This window comes from Thermococcus onnurineus NA1 (assembly GCF_000018365.1).
GTDB lineage: Archaea > Methanobacteriota_B > Thermococci > Thermococcales > Thermococcaceae > Thermococcus > Thermococcus onnurineus.
This window is the reverse complement of sequence record NC_011529.1, coordinates 857,010-874,246: the sequence shown is the minus strand read 5'-3', so window position 1 is coordinate 874,246 and position 17,237 is coordinate 857,010. Positions and strand designations below refer to the sequence as shown.

Annotated in this window: 18 protein-coding genes; 5 read left to right on the top strand and 13 right to left on the bottom strand. The window is 53.8% G+C overall.

What is annotated here, in order from left to right; all coding sequences use genetic code 11:
• Positions 1 to 2: 2 nt before the first annotated feature.
• Positions 3 to 1,262 (bottom strand): 23S rRNA (uracil(1939)-C(5))-methyltransferase RlmD, encoded by a 1,260-nt coding sequence (gene rlmD / locus TON_RS04835; protein WP_012571907.1) that lies wholly within the window; start codon positions 1,260 to 1,262, stop codon positions 3 to 5.
• A gap of 136 nt (positions 1,263 to 1,398) precedes the next feature.
• Positions 1,399 to 2,613 (bottom strand): aminotransferase-like domain-containing protein, encoded by a 1,215-nt coding sequence (locus TON_RS04830; RefSeq protein WP_012571906.1) that lies wholly within the window; start codon positions 2,611 to 2,613, stop codon positions 1,399 to 1,401.
• A gap of 74 nt (positions 2,614 to 2,687) precedes the next feature.
• On the opposite strand from TON_RS04830, the gene gyaR reads away from it, so the two are divergent.
• The gene (gene gyaR, locus TON_RS04825; RefSeq protein ID WP_012571905.1) at positions 2,688 to 3,692 is read left to right on the top strand and encodes a glyoxylate reductase; all 1,005 of its coding nucleotides are present in this window, start codon (positions 2,688 to 2,690) and stop codon (positions 3,690 to 3,692) included.
• A 73-nt stretch (positions 3,693 to 3,765) separates the two neighbouring features.
• On the opposite strand, the gene TON_RS04820 is transcribed toward gyaR, so the two are convergent.
• Positions 3,766 to 4,479: a DUF72 domain-containing protein gene (locus TON_RS04820; RefSeq protein WP_048055062.1), complete on the bottom strand. Its 714-nt coding sequence runs from the start codon at positions 4,477 to 4,479 to the stop codon at positions 3,766 to 3,768.
• Positions 4,480 to 4,578: 99 nt separating this feature from the next.
• Here TON_RS04820 and TON_RS04815 point away from each other — a divergent pair, with 99 nt between their 5' ends.
• Entirely contained in the window at positions 4,579 to 6,159 is a 1,581-nt protein-coding gene (locus tag TON_RS04815) for a dihydropteroate synthase-like protein (RefSeq protein WP_012571903.1), read from the top strand.
• A gap of 22 nt (positions 6,160 to 6,181) precedes the next feature.
• Here TON_RS04815 and TON_RS04810 read toward each other — a convergent pair whose 3' ends face one another.
• From TON_RS04810 to TON_RS04795, 4 genes are read right to left on the bottom strand one after another with little or no spacing between them, the layout of a single operon-like run.
• Positions 6,182 to 6,475: a DUF3216 domain-containing protein gene (locus tag TON_RS04810; RefSeq protein WP_012571902.1), complete on the bottom strand. Its 294-nt coding sequence runs from the start codon at positions 6,473 to 6,475 to the stop codon at positions 6,182 to 6,184.
• Positions 6,476 to 6,478: 3 nt separating this feature from the next.
• The gene (locus tag TON_RS04805) at positions 6,479 to 7,237 is read right to left on the bottom strand and encodes a YchF/TatD family DNA exonuclease (RefSeq protein ID WP_012571901.1); all 759 of its coding nucleotides are present in this window, start codon (positions 7,235 to 7,237) and stop codon (positions 6,479 to 6,481) included.
• Positions 7,230 to 7,493 (bottom strand): DUF504 domain-containing protein, encoded by a 264-nt coding sequence (locus tag TON_RS04800; protein WP_012571900.1) that lies wholly within the window; start codon positions 7,491 to 7,493, stop codon positions 7,230 to 7,232. Before TON_RS04800 ends, TON_RS04805 begins: the two co-directional genes overlap by 8 nt.
• Positions 7,493 to 8,194, bottom strand: coding sequence for an MBL fold metallo-hydrolase (locus tag TON_RS04795; protein WP_012571899.1), 702 nt, complete (start codon positions 8,192 to 8,194; stop codon positions 7,493 to 7,495). Before TON_RS04795 ends, TON_RS04800 begins: the two co-directional genes overlap by 1 nt.
• A gap of 149 nt (positions 8,195 to 8,343) precedes the next feature.
• On the opposite strand from TON_RS04795, the gene TON_RS04790 reads away from it, so the two are divergent.
• On the top strand, positions 8,344 to 9,396 hold the full coding sequence (locus tag TON_RS04790) for a M20/M25/M40 family metallo-hydrolase (protein ID WP_012571898.1): 1,053 nt from the start codon (positions 8,344 to 8,346) through the stop codon (positions 9,394 to 9,396).
• Between the two features lie 80 nt (positions 9,397 to 9,476).
• Here TON_RS04790 and TON_RS04785 read toward each other — a convergent pair whose 3' ends face one another.
• Together TON_RS04785 and TON_RS04780 are read right to left on the bottom strand one after the other, a co-directional pair.
• Positions 9,477 to 12,254: a DEAD/DEAH box helicase gene (locus TON_RS04785; RefSeq protein ID WP_012571897.1), complete on the bottom strand. Its 2,778-nt coding sequence runs from the start codon at positions 12,252 to 12,254 to the stop codon at positions 9,477 to 9,479.
• Between the two features lie 29 nt (positions 12,255 to 12,283).
• The gene (locus tag TON_RS04780) at positions 12,284 to 13,417 is read right to left on the bottom strand and encodes an iron-containing alcohol dehydrogenase (protein ID WP_012571896.1); all 1,134 of its coding nucleotides are present in this window, start codon (positions 13,415 to 13,417) and stop codon (positions 12,284 to 12,286) included.
• Positions 13,418 to 13,572: 155 nt separating this feature from the next.
• Between TON_RS04780 and TON_RS04775 the strand changes: the two genes are divergently transcribed.
• Positions 13,573 to 13,854, top strand: a complete 282-nt coding sequence (locus TON_RS04775; protein WP_012571895.1) for a hypothetical protein — start codon at positions 13,573 to 13,575, stop codon at positions 13,852 to 13,854.
• On the opposite strand, the gene mtnA is transcribed toward TON_RS04775, so the two are convergent.
• Positions 13,806 to 14,876, bottom strand: a complete 1,071-nt coding sequence (mtnA, locus tag TON_RS04770) for an S-methyl-5-thioribose-1-phosphate isomerase (protein ID WP_012571894.1) — start codon at positions 14,874 to 14,876, stop codon at positions 13,806 to 13,808. The two genes, TON_RS04775 and mtnA, sit on opposite strands and share 49 nt — an antisense overlap.
• A gap of 55 nt (positions 14,877 to 14,931) precedes the next feature.
• Between mtnA and TON_RS04765 the strand changes: the two genes are divergently transcribed.
• Positions 14,932 to 15,450, top strand: a complete 519-nt coding sequence (locus tag TON_RS04765) for an NTPase (RefSeq protein ID WP_012571893.1) — start codon at positions 14,932 to 14,934, stop codon at positions 15,448 to 15,450.
• Here TON_RS04765 and TON_RS04760 read toward each other — a convergent pair.
• From TON_RS04760 to albA, 3 genes are all read right to left on the bottom strand, one after another.
• A complete protein-coding gene (locus tag TON_RS04760; RefSeq protein WP_012571892.1) occupies positions 15,447 to 15,992 on the bottom strand; it encodes a CBS domain-containing protein in 546 nt (181 codons plus the stop codon). The two genes, TON_RS04765 and TON_RS04760, sit on opposite strands and share 4 nt — an antisense overlap.
• Before the next feature lie 49 nt (positions 15,993 to 16,041).
• Positions 16,042 to 16,671: an ArsR/SmtB family transcription factor gene (locus TON_RS04755; RefSeq protein ID WP_012571891.1), complete on the bottom strand. Its 630-nt coding sequence runs from the start codon at positions 16,669 to 16,671 to the stop codon at positions 16,042 to 16,044.
• A 111-nt stretch (positions 16,672 to 16,782) separates the two neighbouring features.
• Positions 16,783 to 17,058 carry a DNA-binding protein Alba gene (albA, locus tag TON_RS04750; RefSeq protein ID WP_012571890.1) on the bottom strand — a complete coding sequence of 92 codons (276 nt, stop codon included), beginning with the start codon at positions 17,056 to 17,058 and terminating at the stop codon, positions 16,783 to 16,785.
• Positions 17,059 to 17,237: the final 179 nt, after the last annotated feature.

The window sequence follows — 17,237 nt, the reverse complement described above, 5'->3', positions numbered from 1 at the left end:
CTCTACTTCTTTTCTAACATTATTACCGCCTCAACATGCGGCGTATGCGGGAACATATCGGCCAGAACGGCCTCCTCGACTTGGTAGGCCTTCTTTAAGTGGTTCTCGTAGTCGAGCTTGAACGCCCTGGGATTGCAGGAGACGTAAACGACCCCCTCAACGCCGCTTTTAATCAAAAGCTTCGACGCCTCCTTTAGCCCCTTCCTCGGCGGGTCAACTATTACGGTGTCGTAATCGCCGATTGACGTTTCCTCAGCCCGGCCAACTTTGAAGACGACATCAACCCCATTCAGTTCAGCGTTTTTTCTAGCCATCTCCACCGCGAAGGGATTCAGCTCGACGCCCTCGACGGCAAAGCCCCTCTTCGCCAGCCAGACGCCAAAGGTTCCGACGCCAGAATAGAGGTCAAGAACTCTCTCTCCATCGGCGAAGCCCTCGACGGTCTTCAGCAGGAGAGCTAAGGCGTAGCTGTTGGTCTGGAAGAAACTGTTCGGATGGATGAGATACACCACGTCCTTAATCCTCTCTCGGATGTAAGGTTGGCCAGCTATAAGCCCCGGCTCTCCCTTCGGGTCGTCCCTCTCATCGGCCTTGAAGCTCCAGTAGAGGGAATCCGCGAAAGAGAAGTAGTCCCTAAAGGCCTGCAGGACCTCCCTGGTGGGTTGAACGTGGGCTATAAGGTTCACCATAACCTCTCCCGTGAACTTGCCCTCCTTAATTTGGAGATAGTGAACGTCGCCCCTCTTTTTCCGCAGGTCCCAGGGTCTTAGGCCGCTCTCCTCGAGAAAACCTCTGAGGGCATTCAGATACTCGCGCGTCCTCTTCGAGAAGATTGGACACTCCCTGGAATCCACGACGTCGAGCGGGTTTCCGTACTCCTTGAGGCCGATCCCAGCGGCTGTAACGATGAAGTTGCTCACGTTCCTGAAGCCCCAGATTTTGGGAGAGCCCCTTACATCTGCGCTTATCCCTGTTATCCGCTCGAAGAGTTCCGCTTTAAACCTTAGCTGCTCCTTGTACTTCATTCCCTGCCAGAGGCAGCCGCCGCATCTCCCAAAGTGAGGGCATCTCGGAATTTGCCTTAGCGGCGAGGGTTCGAGAAGCTCAAAGTCTGTTGCGATTCTCCTTCCGAAGCGCCGTTTAGTTCGCTTCACCAAGACGTAATCGCCTGGGTAGGCGAAGGGGACATGGATAGCTCTGCCATCTATACGAAGGGTGCCTAGGCCCTCCTCGGTAAAGTCTTTGACTGTCTCTTTAATCATGTGGTTCGTTAATTGGAGCAGCTTTAAGAAAGTTTGCCCGATGCTCACGTTCGGTTAGCAAGAAGTGAAGCTACGTGATGATGTTCCACAAGGGAGGAACGATATGGGACTTCGAATTGAAAAAGAAAGTGGAGGATCAGAATTTCTCGCAGTAGAGCTCCGCAAGCCTCTTTATGCCTTCCTCTATCTCCTCTTTGCTCGGCCTTGAGAAGTTTAGCCTTATGGCGTTGCCGCCGCTCTCGTCCGTGTAGAAGGGCTTTCCTGGAACGACAACGACTCCTTTCTTTTCCATTAGCTCGCCCGCAAAGGCCATCCCATCGGCTCCCTCAGGCAGGAAGAGCATTACGAACATCCCTGCTATTGGCCTCGTGAACTCGGCGTCGGGAAGGCTCTCTTCAAGGGCATTCAGCATTGCGTCCCTCTTTTCCTTGTAGCCCGGAAGGCCCTTGTTCAGGTGGTACTCCTCGAAGTAGCCCCTCTTCAGATATTCGAGCGCGATGTACTGGGAAATCGTCGGTGCGCAGAAGTCAACCGGGGACTTCTCCATAAGTACCTTCTTCCCTATTGCACCTCCGGTTATGAGCCACCCGATCCTGAAGCCCGTCCCCATGACCTTGCTGAGCGTTCCGGCCACAATCACCCTGCCATCCCTGTCCATTGCCTTGAGGGGTGTCGCTTTACCTTCGTAGCGCATGAAGTTGTATGCTGCGTCTTCAACGATTAATAGATCGTGCTCGCTTGCTATCTCGAGAAGGGCCTTTCTCCGCTCCTTGCTCATAGTCACGCCCATGGGGTTCTGGCCGGTGGGTATGGTGTAGATGAACTTGACCTTCTCCCCCCTGGCTTCGAGCTCCCTGAGCCTCTCCTCCAGGAGGTCAGTCCTCATGCCGTTTTCGTCCATAGGTATTCCCACGATCTTCGCACCCAGCTGCTCGAAGGCAAGGATGCTGTTGATATAGCTCGGATTCTCGGTTATGACGATGTCGCCCGGGTCTATGAGCACCCTTCCGAGGAGGTCGAGGGCGCCGGTGCCACCTACGGTTATGATGATCTCTCCGGGGGATACTTTATAGCCTTCGTACTTCTCAAGGAACTTCGAAAGCTCTTCTCTGAGCTCCGGAATCCCGTTCGCTGGGGTGTACATTACCGAGGCTGGAACGTTTTCGAGAACTTCCTTCGCAAGCTCGCCCAAAACGCTCCTCGGAATGAGGTTAGGGTCGGGGTCGCCTGCTGAGAGGGAAATGAGTTCTCTTCCCTGCGCCCTCAGCTCTGCAGCTTTCTTCATAACGTCAGCAAGGGCAGAGCCTTTAATCCAGTTGGCCCGTCCGGCCAAAAACTTCACGTCCTTCATAGCCATCACCCGATAAGGATATTAGCATTGAGACTTATGTCTAAAGGCATATTTAACGTTTCCAGGTGGTGGAGATGAAGCCAAAGGTCCTCATCACAAGGAAAATTCCTGAGAACGGAATAAAGATGTTGAGGGAGCACTTTGAGGTCGAGGTCTGGGAGGACGAGCACGAGATTTCGAGGGAAGTCCTGCTCGAGAAGGTAAGGGACGTCGATGCTCTCGTTACCATGCTGAGCGAGAGGATTGACGCCGAGGTCTTCGATGCCGCCCCAAGGCTCAAAATCGTTGCCAACTACGCGGTTGGTTATGACAACATAGACATCGAGGAGGCAACTAAGATGGGAGTCTACATCACCAACACGCCCGACGTTCTTACCAATGCCACTGCAGACATGGCCTGGGTTCTCCTCCTAGCGACAGCACGGCGGCTCATTGAGGCAGACAAATTCGTCCGCTCCGGCGAGTGGAAGAAGCGCGGTGTTGCCTGGCACCCGCTGATGTTCCTCGGTTACGACGTCTACGGCAGGACCATAGGAATAGTTGGCTTCGGCAGAATCGGTCAGGCGATAGCGAGGCGCGCTAAGGGCTTCGGGATGAGGATACTTTACAACTCCCGCACGAGGAAGCCAGAAGTTGAGAAGGAGCTCGGCGCTGAGTTCATGCCATTGGACGAGCTCTTAAAGGAGAGCGATTTCGTTGTCCTGGTCGTTCCACTGACCAAGGAGACCTACCACATGATAAACGAGGAGCGTCTGAAGCTGATGAAACCGACCGCGATACTCGTCAACATAGCGAGGGGAAAGGTCGTCGATACGGAGGCGCTCGTTAAGGCTCTCAGGGAGGGCTGGATCGCCGGAGCTGGGCTGGACGTCTTTGAGGAGGAGCCATATTACCACGAGGAGCTTTTCAGCCTGGATAACGTCGTTCTCGCACCCCATATCGGTAGCGCCACTTACGGCGCGAGGGAAGGGATGGCAGAGCTCGTGGCGAGGAATTTAATAGCCTTCAAGAACGGCGAAGTTCCGCCGACGCTGGTCAATAGAGAAGTTTTAAACGTCAGGAAGCCAGGATTTGAATAAACTTGAGAGGGAATCCCGGCGATGATGACCCCACCCTTGGCTGACCCATGATGAGCTGGACCCGTGCCTGAGCCTAGAGCATTGCCTTGAAGCGCTTCGCATCGGCGCACATGTTCGAGTTGTTGAAGTACACGAAGCTCTCCTCCCTGTTCCACCCGATAACCCTTTCCCTTATTTTTTCCAGCTCCTCATCCGTGTAGGTGTGGCTGTAGACTATCCTCCCTTTCTCGTAGCGCCCGTGGAGGCGGTAGTAGTTCACATCACCGTGGTGGAGCGGAATCCTCACGAGAGGGTCTGTGACGTCTATAACGTCGAACTCCCGGACAAACCGTTTAACTCCCTCCTCACTCCAGCCCCTGAGCTCAACGGCTATCTCAAATTCGCCCCTATCGATCATTGAGAAAAACCTCTCGGCGTTCTCAAAGCTCTCCTCGGTTTCCTTGAAGCTTCTTGGAAGCTGGATGAGGATGAACCTTGCTCCGAGTAGCTCAGCTTCCCTCAGGGTTATCCTCCAGAAATGGAGCACCTCACTGTTGGGTCTCAAAAGGCCGACCTCCTTAGACGGCCTCACGTTGCTCCTCCTCCAGGTGGGGCTGTTCGGAGGATGGGTGACTCCCTGAAAGGCCTTCATCGAGAAGATGAACCCTTCCGGCGCTTCCTTCCGCCAGCGTTCTAGGGTCTTCTCTTGGAGAATGCGGTAGAAGGTCTGCTGTATCTCAACCGTGTCAAAGTCCTGAAAGTACCTCGCCCTTGCCTCGCAGAAGCCGCAGGTCCCCACGTGGATCATAACATCGCCGGAGAGAATTTGTCCTGGGAGCATTTAACCCTTTCGTGAAGGCAAAGTTTGTACGAAAGCTCTAAATAGCGGGAACGCCAATCTCCGACCATGAGCCCTCCCGAGCGAATCCTCCTCGTCACCGGCAAGCTCGCCGAACCGCTTGTTCGAAAGTACGGTAAGGGCTGCGACGTTTTCGTTACGCCCCTGAGCGTAGCGGCTTTTCTGACTCCCGAGATGATAGTTCGCTATCTGAAGAAGGCTAAAATCAAAAGCGAGGAGTACGACCTTATTCTCATTCCTGGCCTCGTGAGGGGCTCGACCCAAGAAATCGAGGAAGAGCTGGGCATTCCCACATTCAAGGGGCCGAGGAACGCGATGGACCTTCCTCAGGTGCTGAAGGCGGTAAGAGAAGGCTTCAATCTGAGCAAAGAGGTTCCGGCGGATGACCTCTTCTCCTTCGATGCTCTAAAGCGCGTTGAGGACATAAGGAACCGGACGAGAAACAAGCGCTACATGGAGGAGGCCCTCAAAAGGCCGTGGAACGTCCTTGTAGGGAACCTGCCCGCGGGGAGGGACTTTCCCACCAGAATCCTCGGCGAGGTCGTCGATGCCCCGAGGCTGGGCGTCGAAGGAACCGTGCAAAAGGCCCTCTACTACCTCCGTGAGGGGGCGGATATAATTGATATCGGTATGATCGCGGGCGAGACGAACCTTGACTTCGTCGAGCTCATCCCCGAAATACGCGAGAGGCTGAGGGAGAACGGTTTCGACGTGCCCATAAGCTTTGACTCTCTAAACACCGCTGAAATCGAAAGGGCCCTTGATTACGCTGATCTGTTCCTCAGCGTCGATGATAGCAACCTGGAGAGCCTTGTTACCGATAAGCCCGTCGTTCTCATCCCAACCAACCAGGCGAAAGGGTATTTTCCAACGAGACCTGCGAAGAGAGTTGAATTTCTTGAGGGGCTTAAGGCCAGGGCCCTTGATCTGGGTTACAAAACGATAATCTCGGACCTAATCCTGGAGCACGTGCCCCATCTGGCGCGCTCGATAACGGCCTTCCAGCTCTACCGTGAGAGGAACCCGGACGACGTTCTCCTTGCCGGCGTCGGAAACGTCGTCGAGCTCTACGACGCCGACAGCGTCGGGATGAACGCCCTTCTTGCTGGAATGGCCAAGGAGCTCTCTATAGGCCTTCTCCTAACGACGGAGACAAGCGCCAAGGCCAGGGGCTCGATAAGGGAGCTGCGGAGAGCCCTGGACATGAACCTCTTTGAGATGCCAAAGGACCTCGGCTTTGACCTGCTGATACTCAAAGAGAAGAGGACCAATGACTGGCGCTTTGAGCCTGCCAAAGAAATCGTCAAGGCCGAGGAGAGGCCAGTTGAGCTCGAACCCGTTTACTTCCGCATCTGGCTTGAAGATGGGAAAATATGGGTGAACGCTCACCACGGAACAAAGGCCGTCTTAACCATCGTCGGAGACGAGCCGAACGCGATAATCGACACAATCCTTGAGTGCTTTGAGATAAGCCCGAGGCACGCCTTTTACCTCGGCAGGGAGCTGGAGAAGGCCTACACCGCGCTGAGACTGAGGAGAAGCTATGTCCAGGAGGTCGAGCTTTTTAAGGACTTCTACCTTCAGAACAAGGGAAGTGATGAGCGGAGCTCTCCTGAGGGCTCCCGATGATGACTACAGCCAGGGCTGATCCTTAGCCCTCGAAAATCGGTGGCTTCGCCTTCCTGAACTGCTCGTCAAGCTCTGCTCTCCTTGCACTGACCCTTTCCAGGAGTTTCACAACCCTCTCATCGCCAGGATACTTGGCCCTTAGGCTCGTCAGCATGCCTTCGGCAAAGCCCAGTATGGAGACTTCTATGAACTCTTTCCCCTTCTTGCTCTCCAGCCCTTCATTAAGGGCCACGAATGAATCTATCCTTGCTATCAGCTCTTTCTCGCCGAGCTCTTCGCAGAGCTTCTTAAGCTCCTCAATCTCCGGAACGTTCATCTCTCACACCTCCAGCCTGAAAAACTCGATCGTATTTTTCTCTGTTATCCGTTCAACCTCACCAAATTCCAGCCCCTTAAGCTTTGCCACTTCTTCAATGGCCACTCTGACGTAGTAGGGCTTGTTCCTCTGTCCCTTGAATGGGCTCATATATGGTGAATCGGTTTCCACGAGGATATCCTCCAGCTCAAGAGCCTCTACTGTCTTCCTAATCTCCGGGATAAAGACTATCCCGGTGCTTATCCCTATTGGATGATCGTTTTCAGCAATCTCCTTAGCAAGCTCGGGACTCCCCGTGAAGGAGTGGAAATAGGCATTAACACCGTATCTCTGAACCAGCTCAAAGGCTTCCCTTTCGGCATCCCTTGCGTGGATAACCACGGGAAGCTTAAGCTCAGCCGCCAGCTCGAGGAAATGCTGGAATATCGCCCTCTGGTTTTCCCTTTGGGCTTCGTTTTCAGCGTAGTGGTAGTCGAGGCCTATCTCGCCCACCGCCACAATTTCGTTCCTGTGCTCCCGGATGAAGTCCTCAACGCGCTTCACCTTTTCCCAGTTGCCCCTGCGTGCTTCGTTCGGATGGTAGCCGAGCGTCGGGAAGAGAAAGCCGAAGTACGGCTTGAGCAGCTCCCAGCTCTTCCAGACGTGGGTTTTTCTGTACTCGGTTATGGAATCAACCACAGCTTTGAGCTCCTTTCTGCACTCTTCTATTACCTGAGGTACTTCCTTCTTGTAGAACTCGAAGTGAGCATGAGCGTCAATCACTCTCTCCCCTCCTATCCTTTCTTGTCTCCCAGATTACCTTCCCATCCTTCTTCACGACCCTCCGAATACGGTGATATGGAATCTGGGCATCCCCGACGAAGAAGTAGCCGTGCCCAAGCTCTATCAGCTCGACTGGGATTTTCTTGACGTCGCCGTAGGCACCGCGGTGCTCGATGATGATGTAGTAATCCCGCTCGTCCTCGCGCGGGTCGTACTTGAGCTTGGCGAGGACTTCCTTCACCGAACCCTTCCGCATCAGAGCCACCCCAGGATTTCAGTGAGGTTTCCACGCCAGTCTTTTATCACCCAGCCGTGCCCGGGGAGGCCGAAGCTGACGTCGAACTCTAAAAGTTTCTCCAGTGACTCCTGGAGTTGCCATCCGCTTCCGGTCGGGAGGTCTGTCCTCCCTACGGTGCCTTTGAAGACGGTGTCGCCCGTGAACATCAGCTTTTCCTCCGGTTCATAGAGACATGAGCTCCCGGCGGTGTGGCCTGGCGTGTGAATAAGCTCCAGCTTAAGCGAGCCGATTCTAAGTGTGTCCCCGCCCTTCAGCTTTATATCGACGGAATGCGCCTTAAAACGCCGTCCATATGAGTACGCGAGTATGATATAGTCGTCGCCCTTTTCAAGGGCTCTCGCAGTGACATCATGGGCCGCGAAGAGAACCTCCATTCCCTTGTTCTCAAAATAGTGCTTCAGGATGAGATTGCCCCCGACGTGGTCAAAGTGTTCGTGAGTGTTGAAGATTATAACTCGCTTGATCCCCTGGAGATAGCCTTCCTTTTCCCAGATTTCTGTGTAAACGTGCCAGTTCACGCCGGTTCCGGTGTCAATGACCAGAGCCTCCTCTCCGTCGCGGAGCAGGTAAACGTTAGAATCCCAGCTAATCCCGCGGAGCATGACTGTATGTGGTGGAATCTCTATGGGAATTATGTTTCTCGGAAATTCTTCCAGCATGACTTTCCCTCCAAAAGGGCTCCAGGGGGGACCGCGTCCTCATCCGAGGGAGCGAGTCTCGTCAGGAGGGATGAATCTCTTCATCGCCCCTTCAATCTATGCGGGGGAGGTTTATAAACCCAACCACAGAGCTTTATTAGGTGACCCAAATGAAAACTGAGAGAGCAAAGGAAATCCTTCTTAACCTCCTCAAAATTCCGTCCCCCTCAGGGAGCGAGGATCGTATAGCCCTTCACATCATGGAGTTCCTCCACAAGCTGGACTACGACGTCCACATTGAGAGTGACGGCGAGATAATCGACCTCGTCGTCAATCCCGACGCTGAGCTCTTCTACGAGGTCCATATGGACACGATACCGATGAGGGCCGAGCCCTTTGTAAGGGGTAACATCGTTTACGGAACCGGCGCGAGCGACATAAAGGGCGGCATAGCTGCGATTCTGCTTATGCTCGAAGAACTCAAGAAAGAGGATAAGGATCTCAACGTCGGCATTGTCTTCGTCAGCGACGAAGAGCACGGCGGAAGAGGCTCGGCACTCTTTATGGAGCGGTACAGGCCCAAGATGGCCGTTGTGCTTGAGCCCACTGATCTAGAGGTCCACATAGCCCACGCAGGCAACATAGAGGCCTACTTTGAGGTCGACGGCAAGGAGGCCCACGGAGCCTGCCCTGAGAGTGGAATCAACGCCATAGATCAGACCTTCAAGATGCTTGAGGAACTCAAGAAGCTCGAACCTTTCAACGCGAAGGGCAAGTATTTCGACGCCCACATCGGCCTTCAGGAGCTAGTCTGCGACAACCCATACTACCTTATCCCTGCCCTCTGCCGTGGTCGTGTGGAGGCTCGCCTTCTGCCAGATCAGGAAGTCGAGGACATCCTTGACCTTATGGAGCCAATATTTGAGGAGTACACCCTCAAGTACGAGTACACGGAGATATGGGACGGTTACGAGCTTGAACCCGATGAGGAGATAGTCGTTCTCGCTAAAAAGGCTATGGAAGCAACAGAAATAGACGAGTTCGGTGGCATGAGAAGCTGGACGGACGCGATAAACTTCGTGTACAACGGAACGAGAACGATAGTCTTCGGCCCAGGCAACCTCGACATCTCACACACAAAGAACGAGCACATCGATGTGAGGGACGTGGTTACAGCAAGTGAGTTTTTGAAGGCCTTGAATGAGATTTTTGGAAAGAGCTGAGGTTCTCCCTTCTTTTTACTTTCCCTTCGTATTATGGCCTTTATATAACTGGTCCACCAACAGATAATTTGTGGAACCCATTATTCCTCAGACTTCTTCTCTTCTTCCTTCTTTGCATCCACCCAGAAGCGCCTCGTCCTTATGAACTGCCTCTCGCGCTCCATCAGGGCGACCAGTAAGGCCTCTCCCCGGTACTGGCTCAACAGCCTCGCCGCAGTGTCCGGGCCTGTTCCGTAGCTCGCTAGGGCAAGAACCGCGTCAAAGCCGTAGGAATCAATCAGATCAGCGGCCTTCAGGAGCTTCCTGTAAGCCCTCTCCTCCTTCCGCTCGAGCCTCTCGCCGTGCCTGACCTTTTTGAGAATAGGCATGAACTCCTCCGCGTCAATCGGATGGGCAACTGCCAGCATCCTCGAGCCGCACTTCGGGCATTCCCAGTGCTTGATTCTTTCCCTCAGGCGTGAAACTCTTGTTTTTGAGCTCCATCCGCAGTTGGTGCAGACCAAGACAACCTCATGGTCAAGGAGCCTCCTCTTGAACAGCTCAAGTATCTCGTCTCTCTCCAGCTCCCCTCCGATCAAGAACTCGCCTCCGACGCTCATGTTAAGCCTCGCCAGCCTTGACGGCTCTCTCCTCAGTTCAGTTTTCACGCGCAGGCTTCCAGCTTTGAGCATGCTTAGAACGAGTTCACCTCTCTTAACATCAACCTTGTCGTGGTACAGCTCGTTCAGGGCTTCCCTTTCGATTACCGTCCCCTCGAAGAGCCGCTCGATTCTCCTTATCTTTGCGTCCCTCCTAAGTGCGCCAAAGCGTTTGGCGACGTTCATCATCCTCCAGCGATAGGCGTGGGAGTCCCTCAGCGAGCGCGCAACTATGAACTCCAGTGCCTCTGGCTCCTGGTAGAGGTAGCGCTTGACCTCGCTCGGGTTCAGCTGGAAGGGCGTCTTGAATACTATAGCGTGGGCTTGGCTTCTCACGGAGAAGACCCTGCCGTAGCGCAGGATCAAGAAGGAATGAACCAGCCGACCGAGGGCTTCATTCGCCCTGTTGCCAAAGTCAGCGTGGATTACGAGCGCTTTCGGCGTGCTCTCTATCACGATATCCCTGTCGGTTGAGAATGGCCCATCCTTTATCTCCTCAAAAGCCCGTCTGAGCTCCACCTCGCTGAAGTCCACGCCTTCCAGAAGCTCTAAAGCCCGTTTGAAGTCAAAGGTCAGCTCCCGCTTCAACCTTCCCACGTCAAGGGCAATGCCGAAGGGAACGGGAATCATCTCACCCTCCCAGCTTGGTATTGCACTCTCTAGGCTCTTGCTCTCGCGCACCCTCAGCAATTTCGCCTCTTCGTCAATCTTGAGCACTATCCAGCTCCTCCCGTTCATCACGAACTCCATTCCTTCCTCCAGGTCCATAACGAAGCTCTCGTCGAGCCGTCCGATTATGTGTCCGCTCCCTGAGTCGAAGACGCGCCAGGAAACCTCGTCCGGGATCGTCGAGAGGTTCTCGTAGTAGTACTGGAAAGCCCCGCGGCGGAGATAGAGGAGATTCTTTTCTTTGTCGTAGCCAATTAGACGAGCGTCCTCGAGGATTCCCAAAACATCGAGATATTCCTCCCATTTAAGCTCCCTGTAAACGTAAGCTCGCCTCGCTATCTCGTAGGGCCTCTCCCTCGGCATGCGTTTGTACTCGATAAGAAGCCCAACGAGGAAATGGGCCAAAACATCGAGGCCGCCAATCGGCTCTACGGCCTCAAACCTTCCCTCCAGCGCGCGCCTGGCTATGATTAGACTCTGAAGGTAGTCCTCGACGTTGGAGGTGATGACGTATCCCTCGCTGACCTCGCCAATCCTGTGTTTCGCCCTCCCAACACGCTGAACCAGGCGGTTCACCTGTCTCGGGCTCATGTACTGAATGACAACGTCCACGTCGCCTATGTCAATTCCCAGCTCCATCGAGGACGTGCAGATTAGAGCCTTGATTTTGCCCTCCTTCAAGGCCCTTTCCGCTTTTATACGGGCCTCCTTCGAGAGGCTCCCATGGTGGACTTCAACTGGCTTGCCCCAGGCCTTCAGACGGTGGGCCAGAATCTCGGCAAACTGCCTGGTGTTGGTGAATATCAGCGCCTTTCCATGCTCTTCGACTATTTCCCAAAGAGTTCTGAGACGGGCGGCCACATCGGGGGCCAGACTCAGCTCCTCCGCGAGCTTGAAGTCCTTCTCCTCCGGCCTTGGATAGAGCACGTGGAAGCGGTACGCTTTTCTCCAGCTGGGCTTGACTATCGTTTCCGCCCCGAGCCACTCCCTCACCTCGTCCTCGTTGCCGACCGTTGCGGTCATTCCGATGCGTTTGAAGTCCGCTATCTCCACCAGCCTCTCAAGGTTCAGCAGGAGCTGTGCCCCACGCTTGTTGTCGACCAGCTCGGCTATCTCGTCAACAATGACGAACTTGACGTTCTCCAGAGCTTTTCGGAGTGATTTTACCGTTAGAATAACGCCAAGAGTCTCGGGGGTAATGATGAGCATCTGAGGTGGATTCTTCGTCTGTTTGGCCTTTTTGTAGGCAGAAGTGTCCCCGTGCCTAACTTCGACGCTTATTCCAAGCCTCTTTCCCCACCACTCCAGGCGCTCGAGCAGATCCCTGTTGAGGGCCTTTAGGGGAGCGATGTAGAGGGCGGAGATTGGCTTGAGGCCTTCCTCAAGGATGGCGTTAAAGACGGGCAGAACGGCTGCTTCTGTCTTACCAGAGCCAGTGGGGGCGATTATGAGAACACTCTTCCCGGAGCTAACCTCACGAAAAGCTTTCATCTGAAGCTCGTTGAGCTTTCCAAAGCGCTCCCTGATGGTCTTCTTGAGGAGAAGGTGCATGGTGAAAGAAGGTAGGGGAGGTTTATAAATCACTCCCCGTAGAAGGCTTTTAGATACAGCTCCCTTATCTCCTCGGGCTTGGGCTCCACCGGGTTGAAGTAAACCAGGCCGTCGCGGTAGGCCTTCTCCGCCATCTCCTCGACCCTGCTCACGAAAGTTTCTTCGTCAACCAGCTCGCTCAGCTTCGGAACGCCGAGCATCTCGTTTAGCTCCTTAACGACTTCCACTAAATCTTTGGCACTCGAGAAGCCCAGCTCCCTCGCTATCTCCGCGTAGCGCTTCCTCGCGTAGTCGTTCCTCATGTTGAACTCCATGACGTACGGCAGGAATATCGCATTGAGCAGGCCGTGCGGGCCTATCCAAGCAGCTTTGTGACTCATGGCATGGCAGAGGCCGAGGCGAGCGTTGAGGAATGCTATGCCGGCCATAGTGGCCGCGTAATGAACTTTTGCCCTCGCGTCCTCGTCGCCCTTAACCGACAGGGGCAGCCACTTGTAGACAGTCTTTATCGCTTTTATCGCCATCGCGTCACTGAAGGGGTTTGCGACCTTCGTCGTGTAGGCCTCTATTCCGTGGACGAGTACGTCTAACCCGGAGTTTCTCGCAACCTCGGCCGGCATTGTTCTCGGTAACCTCGGATCGAGAATAGCTATATCCGGCGCTATTTCGGGAGTGACGATGTTGTACTTCACGTCACCCTTCTTGAGGACGCTCGCGGCAGAGACTTCGCTTCCGGCGCCGCTTGTTGAAGGTATGGCTATCAGCGGTGTTTTAAGCTTAGGAACAGGCTTCGGCTTGGAGAAGCGGTCGATGAAGGCTATCTCCTCGAACTCAACTTCTGGAGCATCATAGAAGACCTTCAGCGCCTTGGTAGTGTCTATGACGCTTCCGCCACCTAATGCCACCAGAAGATCCGGGTTAAACTCCCTTACCTTCGGCAGGAACTCCTCGATGACTTCCACACTCGGCTCGGCTGGAAGGCCCACTATCGAGAAAACCTCTGCTCCAGCGTCCCTCACGTAGTCCTCGGCCTCCTCTAGAAAGCCGTGTCTCTTCATCGAGCTTGATGAAAGGATTAAAACGCGCTCGTGACCCTTTGCAGCCTTGGAGAGGTAGCTCAGGCTCCCATCCCCCTCGACTATCTTCGTCTTCAGCCAGAACATGGGCACCACCGTGATTCCCTATGCTCAAGTGCTTTTAACGTTCTCGCTTCTTAAACATGGATTGAATTAGTTGCAGGCATTTTATTTCCTGAACTTCCGGTTTTTAACCTTTGGATTGGGAAACGCTTTAATCTTCGCGCTCTTTTTCTCCATCGATGCTCGTGAGAGGTAAGATCGTCGGAAAGAACTACAGCGCTCCCTTCGTGGTGCGCAAAGACAAGGGTGGTGTTAGCGTCAGGGTAGAGCTTGGAGATGAGGACTTTACTTATTCAATCGACTGTCCCTGCCTCGAGCCACTAGAGCTCCTCGGCCTCCTGCTGCCGTCCCTTGAAGAAGAGCTCGGGGAGATTCAGGGAGTCTTCGTGGAGGAAGTAAAAGAGGAGAAGAGTCACTCCCGCTTGAAGAGCCTCTTGAGGTTTCTCTCGAAGGGCGGATAAACGACTCCTCTGTCTGTGATTATGCCCGTCAGATACTTGTGCGGTGTCACGTCGAAGGCAGGGTTGTAGACATCGACATCTGGGGCAATCCTGCAGCCACCGCAGGTGAGAACCTCCTCCTTGCTGCGCTCCTCTATTGGTATCTCCTTTCCACTCTTGAGGCTCATGTCTATTGTCGAGAGGGGCGCGACGGTGAAGAACGGTATCCCGTGCTCCTTGGCCAGAACCGCGAGGGTGTAGGTTCCTATCTTGTTGGCGAAGTCGCCGTTTGCCACTATCCTGTCCGCGCCGACTATAATCGCGTCAACCTTTCCCTGTTGCATCACGAAGCCCGCCATGTTGTCGCTTATGAGCTTAAGCGGAATGCCGTCGTAGTGGTACTCCCATGCTGAGAGCCTCGCGCCCTGAAGGACGGGCCTCGTCTCGTCCACCCAGAGGAGCTTTAGGGTTCCTTCCTTGTGCATGACCCTCAACACGGCACCAACCGTTCCCAGGTGAACCGTTGCCAGGCTTCCGGCGTTGCAGTGGGTCAGAACGTTCCCCTCGGGAAGAACCTCTGCTCCATAGTGCCCCATCCTGAGGTTTGCTTCCACGTCTTCGTCCGCTATCTTTTGGGCCTCTTCAACTATAAGGTGCTTTATCTCATCAAGTGAATCCTCTCTGTGCTCCTCAACCAGCTTTTTAACCCTGTTGAGGGCCCAGAAGAGGTTTACGGCCGTTGGCCTTGTGTTCTTGAGCTTATCGTAGGCGGCGTAAAAGCCGTCCATGAACTCATCTTTAGTCTTTGCCTTTGTCGTCTCAGCGTAGAGGGCCAGGCCAAAGGCTGCGGCCGCCCCTATCGCCGGCGCCCCGCGCACCTGCATCGTAACTATCGCCCTCGCAACCTCATCAACCGTCGTTAGCTCGATGACCTTAAACTCCCTTGGAAGAAGACGCTGGTCTATGAGCTTAACCTTTCCGCTCTCGTAGATAACGCTCCTCGGTAGCCTCGTGAGCTCTTCCGGTTTATACTTCAGCTCCATCACGACCACCCTAAAGGGTTTAAGGAGGAAGCTTAAAACTCGTTCGGTGGTGACAATGAGGATATTCATAACCGGCCCGGCAGGAGTTGGGAAGACAACGCTTGTGAGCAGAGTTGCTAGGGAAGTCGACCGCTGGGGCTACATCGTCGGCGGCATGATAACTCAGGAGGTTCGCCAGCGTGGGAGGAGGATGGGATTTAAAATCACTGCCCTCGACACGGGCGAGGAGGGAACTCTCGCGTGGATAGGCAACGGAAGGCCGAGGATAGGAAAATACGTAGTCCATGTTGACGAGCTCAATCGCGTTGGCGTTTCCGCGATAAGGAGAGCTTTAATTGAGGCCGACCTAATCGTCATAGATGAAATCGGCCCGATGGAGTACATGAGCGACGAGTTTGTAAGGGTTGTTGGAGAAGCCCTGAGGTCAGAAAAGCCTCTTCTGGCGGTTGTTCACAGACGCTTTGTGGACAAGTTCAGGCCGCTTGGAAAACTCTACACACTGAGCGTCGAGAACAGAAACAGAGTCTTCACTGGGGTAATGGATGAAGTTATGAAAGAGCTAAGGGGCGGTTAAAGGTTCAAGGAGTCCTTGCAGCTCTCGCAGATCCACTTCTCGCCGCCCTCAATGTAGACTTTGTAGAGCGAACCGTACTGACCACAGAGCTCGCAGATTCCATAGACGTCCGCCTCTGGCTCGGGTTCCTCCTCAGCGGCTTCATCGGCTTCGGTAGCGTATGTATTGAGCGCCGCGAGAAGGTCCGCAGCAGTTACGAACCCTATCGGCTTTCCAAGGCGGGTAACAAGGAGCCTCCTTATGCCCTTGTCCATCATCCTGTCGATGGCGTCCTGTACCTCGTAGTCATCCTCTATCGTTACAGGGTTCTTGGTCATTACCTCCTCGACTTTAACGTCTTTGGGATCCCTACCTTTTGCCACGACCTTGTCGAGTATGTCCCTGTCGGTTATTATTCCAACGATTTCGTCGTCCTTGACGACGACAGCGCTTCCGACCTTGTTTCTTGAGAGAATTCTGGCGATTCTGTGGACTGTGTCGTCTGGTTTGACTATGACTGCCTTCCTTTTAACTACTTGTCCCACGGCGATTCTCGGTGCCATTTTACCACCTCGCTAACGGGGGTTAGAGGGGAAACTTAAAAACCTTTCCTCAGCGCCTGCGCTCCAAAAGATACGAAACGAGGAGAAACGTTAAGATGAACGCCGCAAGAGATAACATCACTGGAAGGGCCGAAGCAGAAGTCTGCATTAATGGTGTGGTAGTTATTCCCTGCGTGGTGTTGGCTGTGAGCACGGTTATTTCCCTGCCCGCTTCCATCACAGTAAAGTTCCCCGATTGAGTCGTATTGCTATAAGTGGGTATGTCCTTTGGACTCAGCAAATCCGTCGAGGCCTTGTAGACGCCGGCCGCCATCATTCCCGCGATGGTCAAACTTATCACGTGAAGCTTCTCAAAGCCGGGCACGGCCTTCTTCTTAACTTTGGCCACGTTCTTCCTGGGAACAAGCAGAATAGGTCTGTCTGAGGCACTGTACAGCTTTACCTCCTGCAAACGCTTGCCGTACTTTTTGCCAGCGACCTCAACGAGTCCCACCTTGAGCATCTTGTCGATATGGTACGAGACCGTTGAGATGGGAAGGTTCAGCTCCCTCGCTATCTCGCTCATTGAAAGGGCTCTATCTTCCAGCAGGTGCAGGATGGCTATAGCTTTATCGTTCATTAGAATCTGAGCGAGCTCTTTCGCTCTCTCATCGTGTATATCTATGGTCTCGTAGTCCAAAGGAGCCACCTACGGAGAATACTGTGAGCAGATATTAAAGCTTTTCACAGCTTCAAACTGAGTTGAAGTCAATCTAGAAACGCACGATAGTAAAAGGAAAGGAAGTCAAATTCACGGCTTCTCAAGGATGATCTCGATGGTCGAGGTGTTGGCAGTCCTGCCGTCGGCAGTCGGGAGCTCCTCGGTACCGATCTTGATCTCCTTGACCCTGACCTCTGGGAGGAACCTGTTCCTGACGATCTCGGCGACGTCAACGGCCCTGCTGATGGCCCTACCGCGAGCCTTGACGCTGACCTCCTTAGCGCCCTCGTTGAACTGGGTTATCACGGCGAGGACGTAGTTCATAACCGGCTTCTTTCCAATGTAGACAACATGCTCCTCTGCCATCTTTGGCACCTCCAGGAATTTTGTCGTTAGCATCTCGAGGGATTTCGGTTAAATACTTTTCGGTCTTTCCTGACGTTATTGGACAGTCCTATGGCTTTAATGAATTTATCGAATATCCATCTCTGCTCCTGCATGTTTCTGTTAAAGTAAAATGTTTTAAGCCGTAAGGATTGCCATAG

Coding starts and splice junctions, on each gene's coding strand:
- TON_RS04760 (WP_012571892.1), bottom strand. CDS start 15,992: ATGGCACCGAGAATCGCCGTGGGACAAGTAGTTAAAAGGAAGGCAGTC.
- TON_RS04790 (WP_012571898.1), top strand. CDS start 8,344: ATGAAAACTGAGAGAGCAAAGGAAATCCTTCTTAACCTCCTCAAAATT.
- TON_RS04785 (WP_012571897.1), bottom strand. CDS start 12,254: ATGCACCTTCTCCTCAAGAAGACCATCAGGGAGCGCTTTGGAAAGCTC.
- TON_RS04795 (WP_012571899.1), bottom strand. CDS start 8,194: ATGCTGGAAGAATTTCCGAGAAACATAATTCCCATAGAGATTCCACCA.
- TON_RS04815 (WP_012571903.1), top strand. CDS start 4,579: ATGAGCCCTCCCGAGCGAATCCTCCTCGTCACCGGCAAGCTCGCCGAA.
- rlmD (WP_012571907.1), bottom strand. CDS start 1,262: ATGATTAAAGAGACAGTCAAAGACTTTACCGAGGAGGGCCTAGGCACC.
- TON_RS04780 (WP_012571896.1), bottom strand. CDS start 13,417: ATGTTCTGGCTGAAGACGAAGATAGTCGAGGGGGATGGGAGCCTGAGC.
- gyaR (WP_012571905.1), top strand. CDS start 2,688: ATGAAGCCAAAGGTCCTCATCACAAGGAAAATTCCTGAGAACGGAATA.
- albA (WP_012571890.1), bottom strand. CDS start 17,058: ATGGCAGAGGAGCATGTTGTCTACATTGGAAAGAAGCCGGTTATGAAC.
- TON_RS04800 (WP_012571900.1), bottom strand. CDS start 7,493: ATGCGGAAGGGTTCGGTGAAGGAAGTCCTCGCCAAGCTCAAGTACGAC.
- TON_RS04820 (WP_048055062.1), bottom strand. CDS start 4,479: ATGATCCACGTGGGGACCTGCGGCTTCTGCGAGGCAAGGGCGAGGTAC.
- TON_RS04765 (WP_012571893.1), top strand. CDS start 14,932: ATGAGGATATTCATAACCGGCCCGGCAGGAGTTGGGAAGACAACGCTT.
- TON_RS04830 (WP_012571906.1), bottom strand. CDS start 2,613: ATGAAGGACGTGAAGTTTTTGGCCGGACGGGCCAACTGGATTAAAGGC.
- TON_RS04810 (WP_012571902.1), bottom strand. CDS start 6,475: ATGAACGTTCCGGAGATTGAGGAGCTTAAGAAGCTCTGCGAAGAGCTC.
- mtnA (WP_012571894.1), bottom strand. CDS start 14,876: ATGGAGCTGAAGTATAAACCGGAAGAGCTCACGAGGCTACCGAGGAGC.
- TON_RS04775 (WP_012571895.1), top strand. CDS start 13,573: ATGCTCGTGAGAGGTAAGATCGTCGGAAAGAACTACAGCGCTCCCTTC.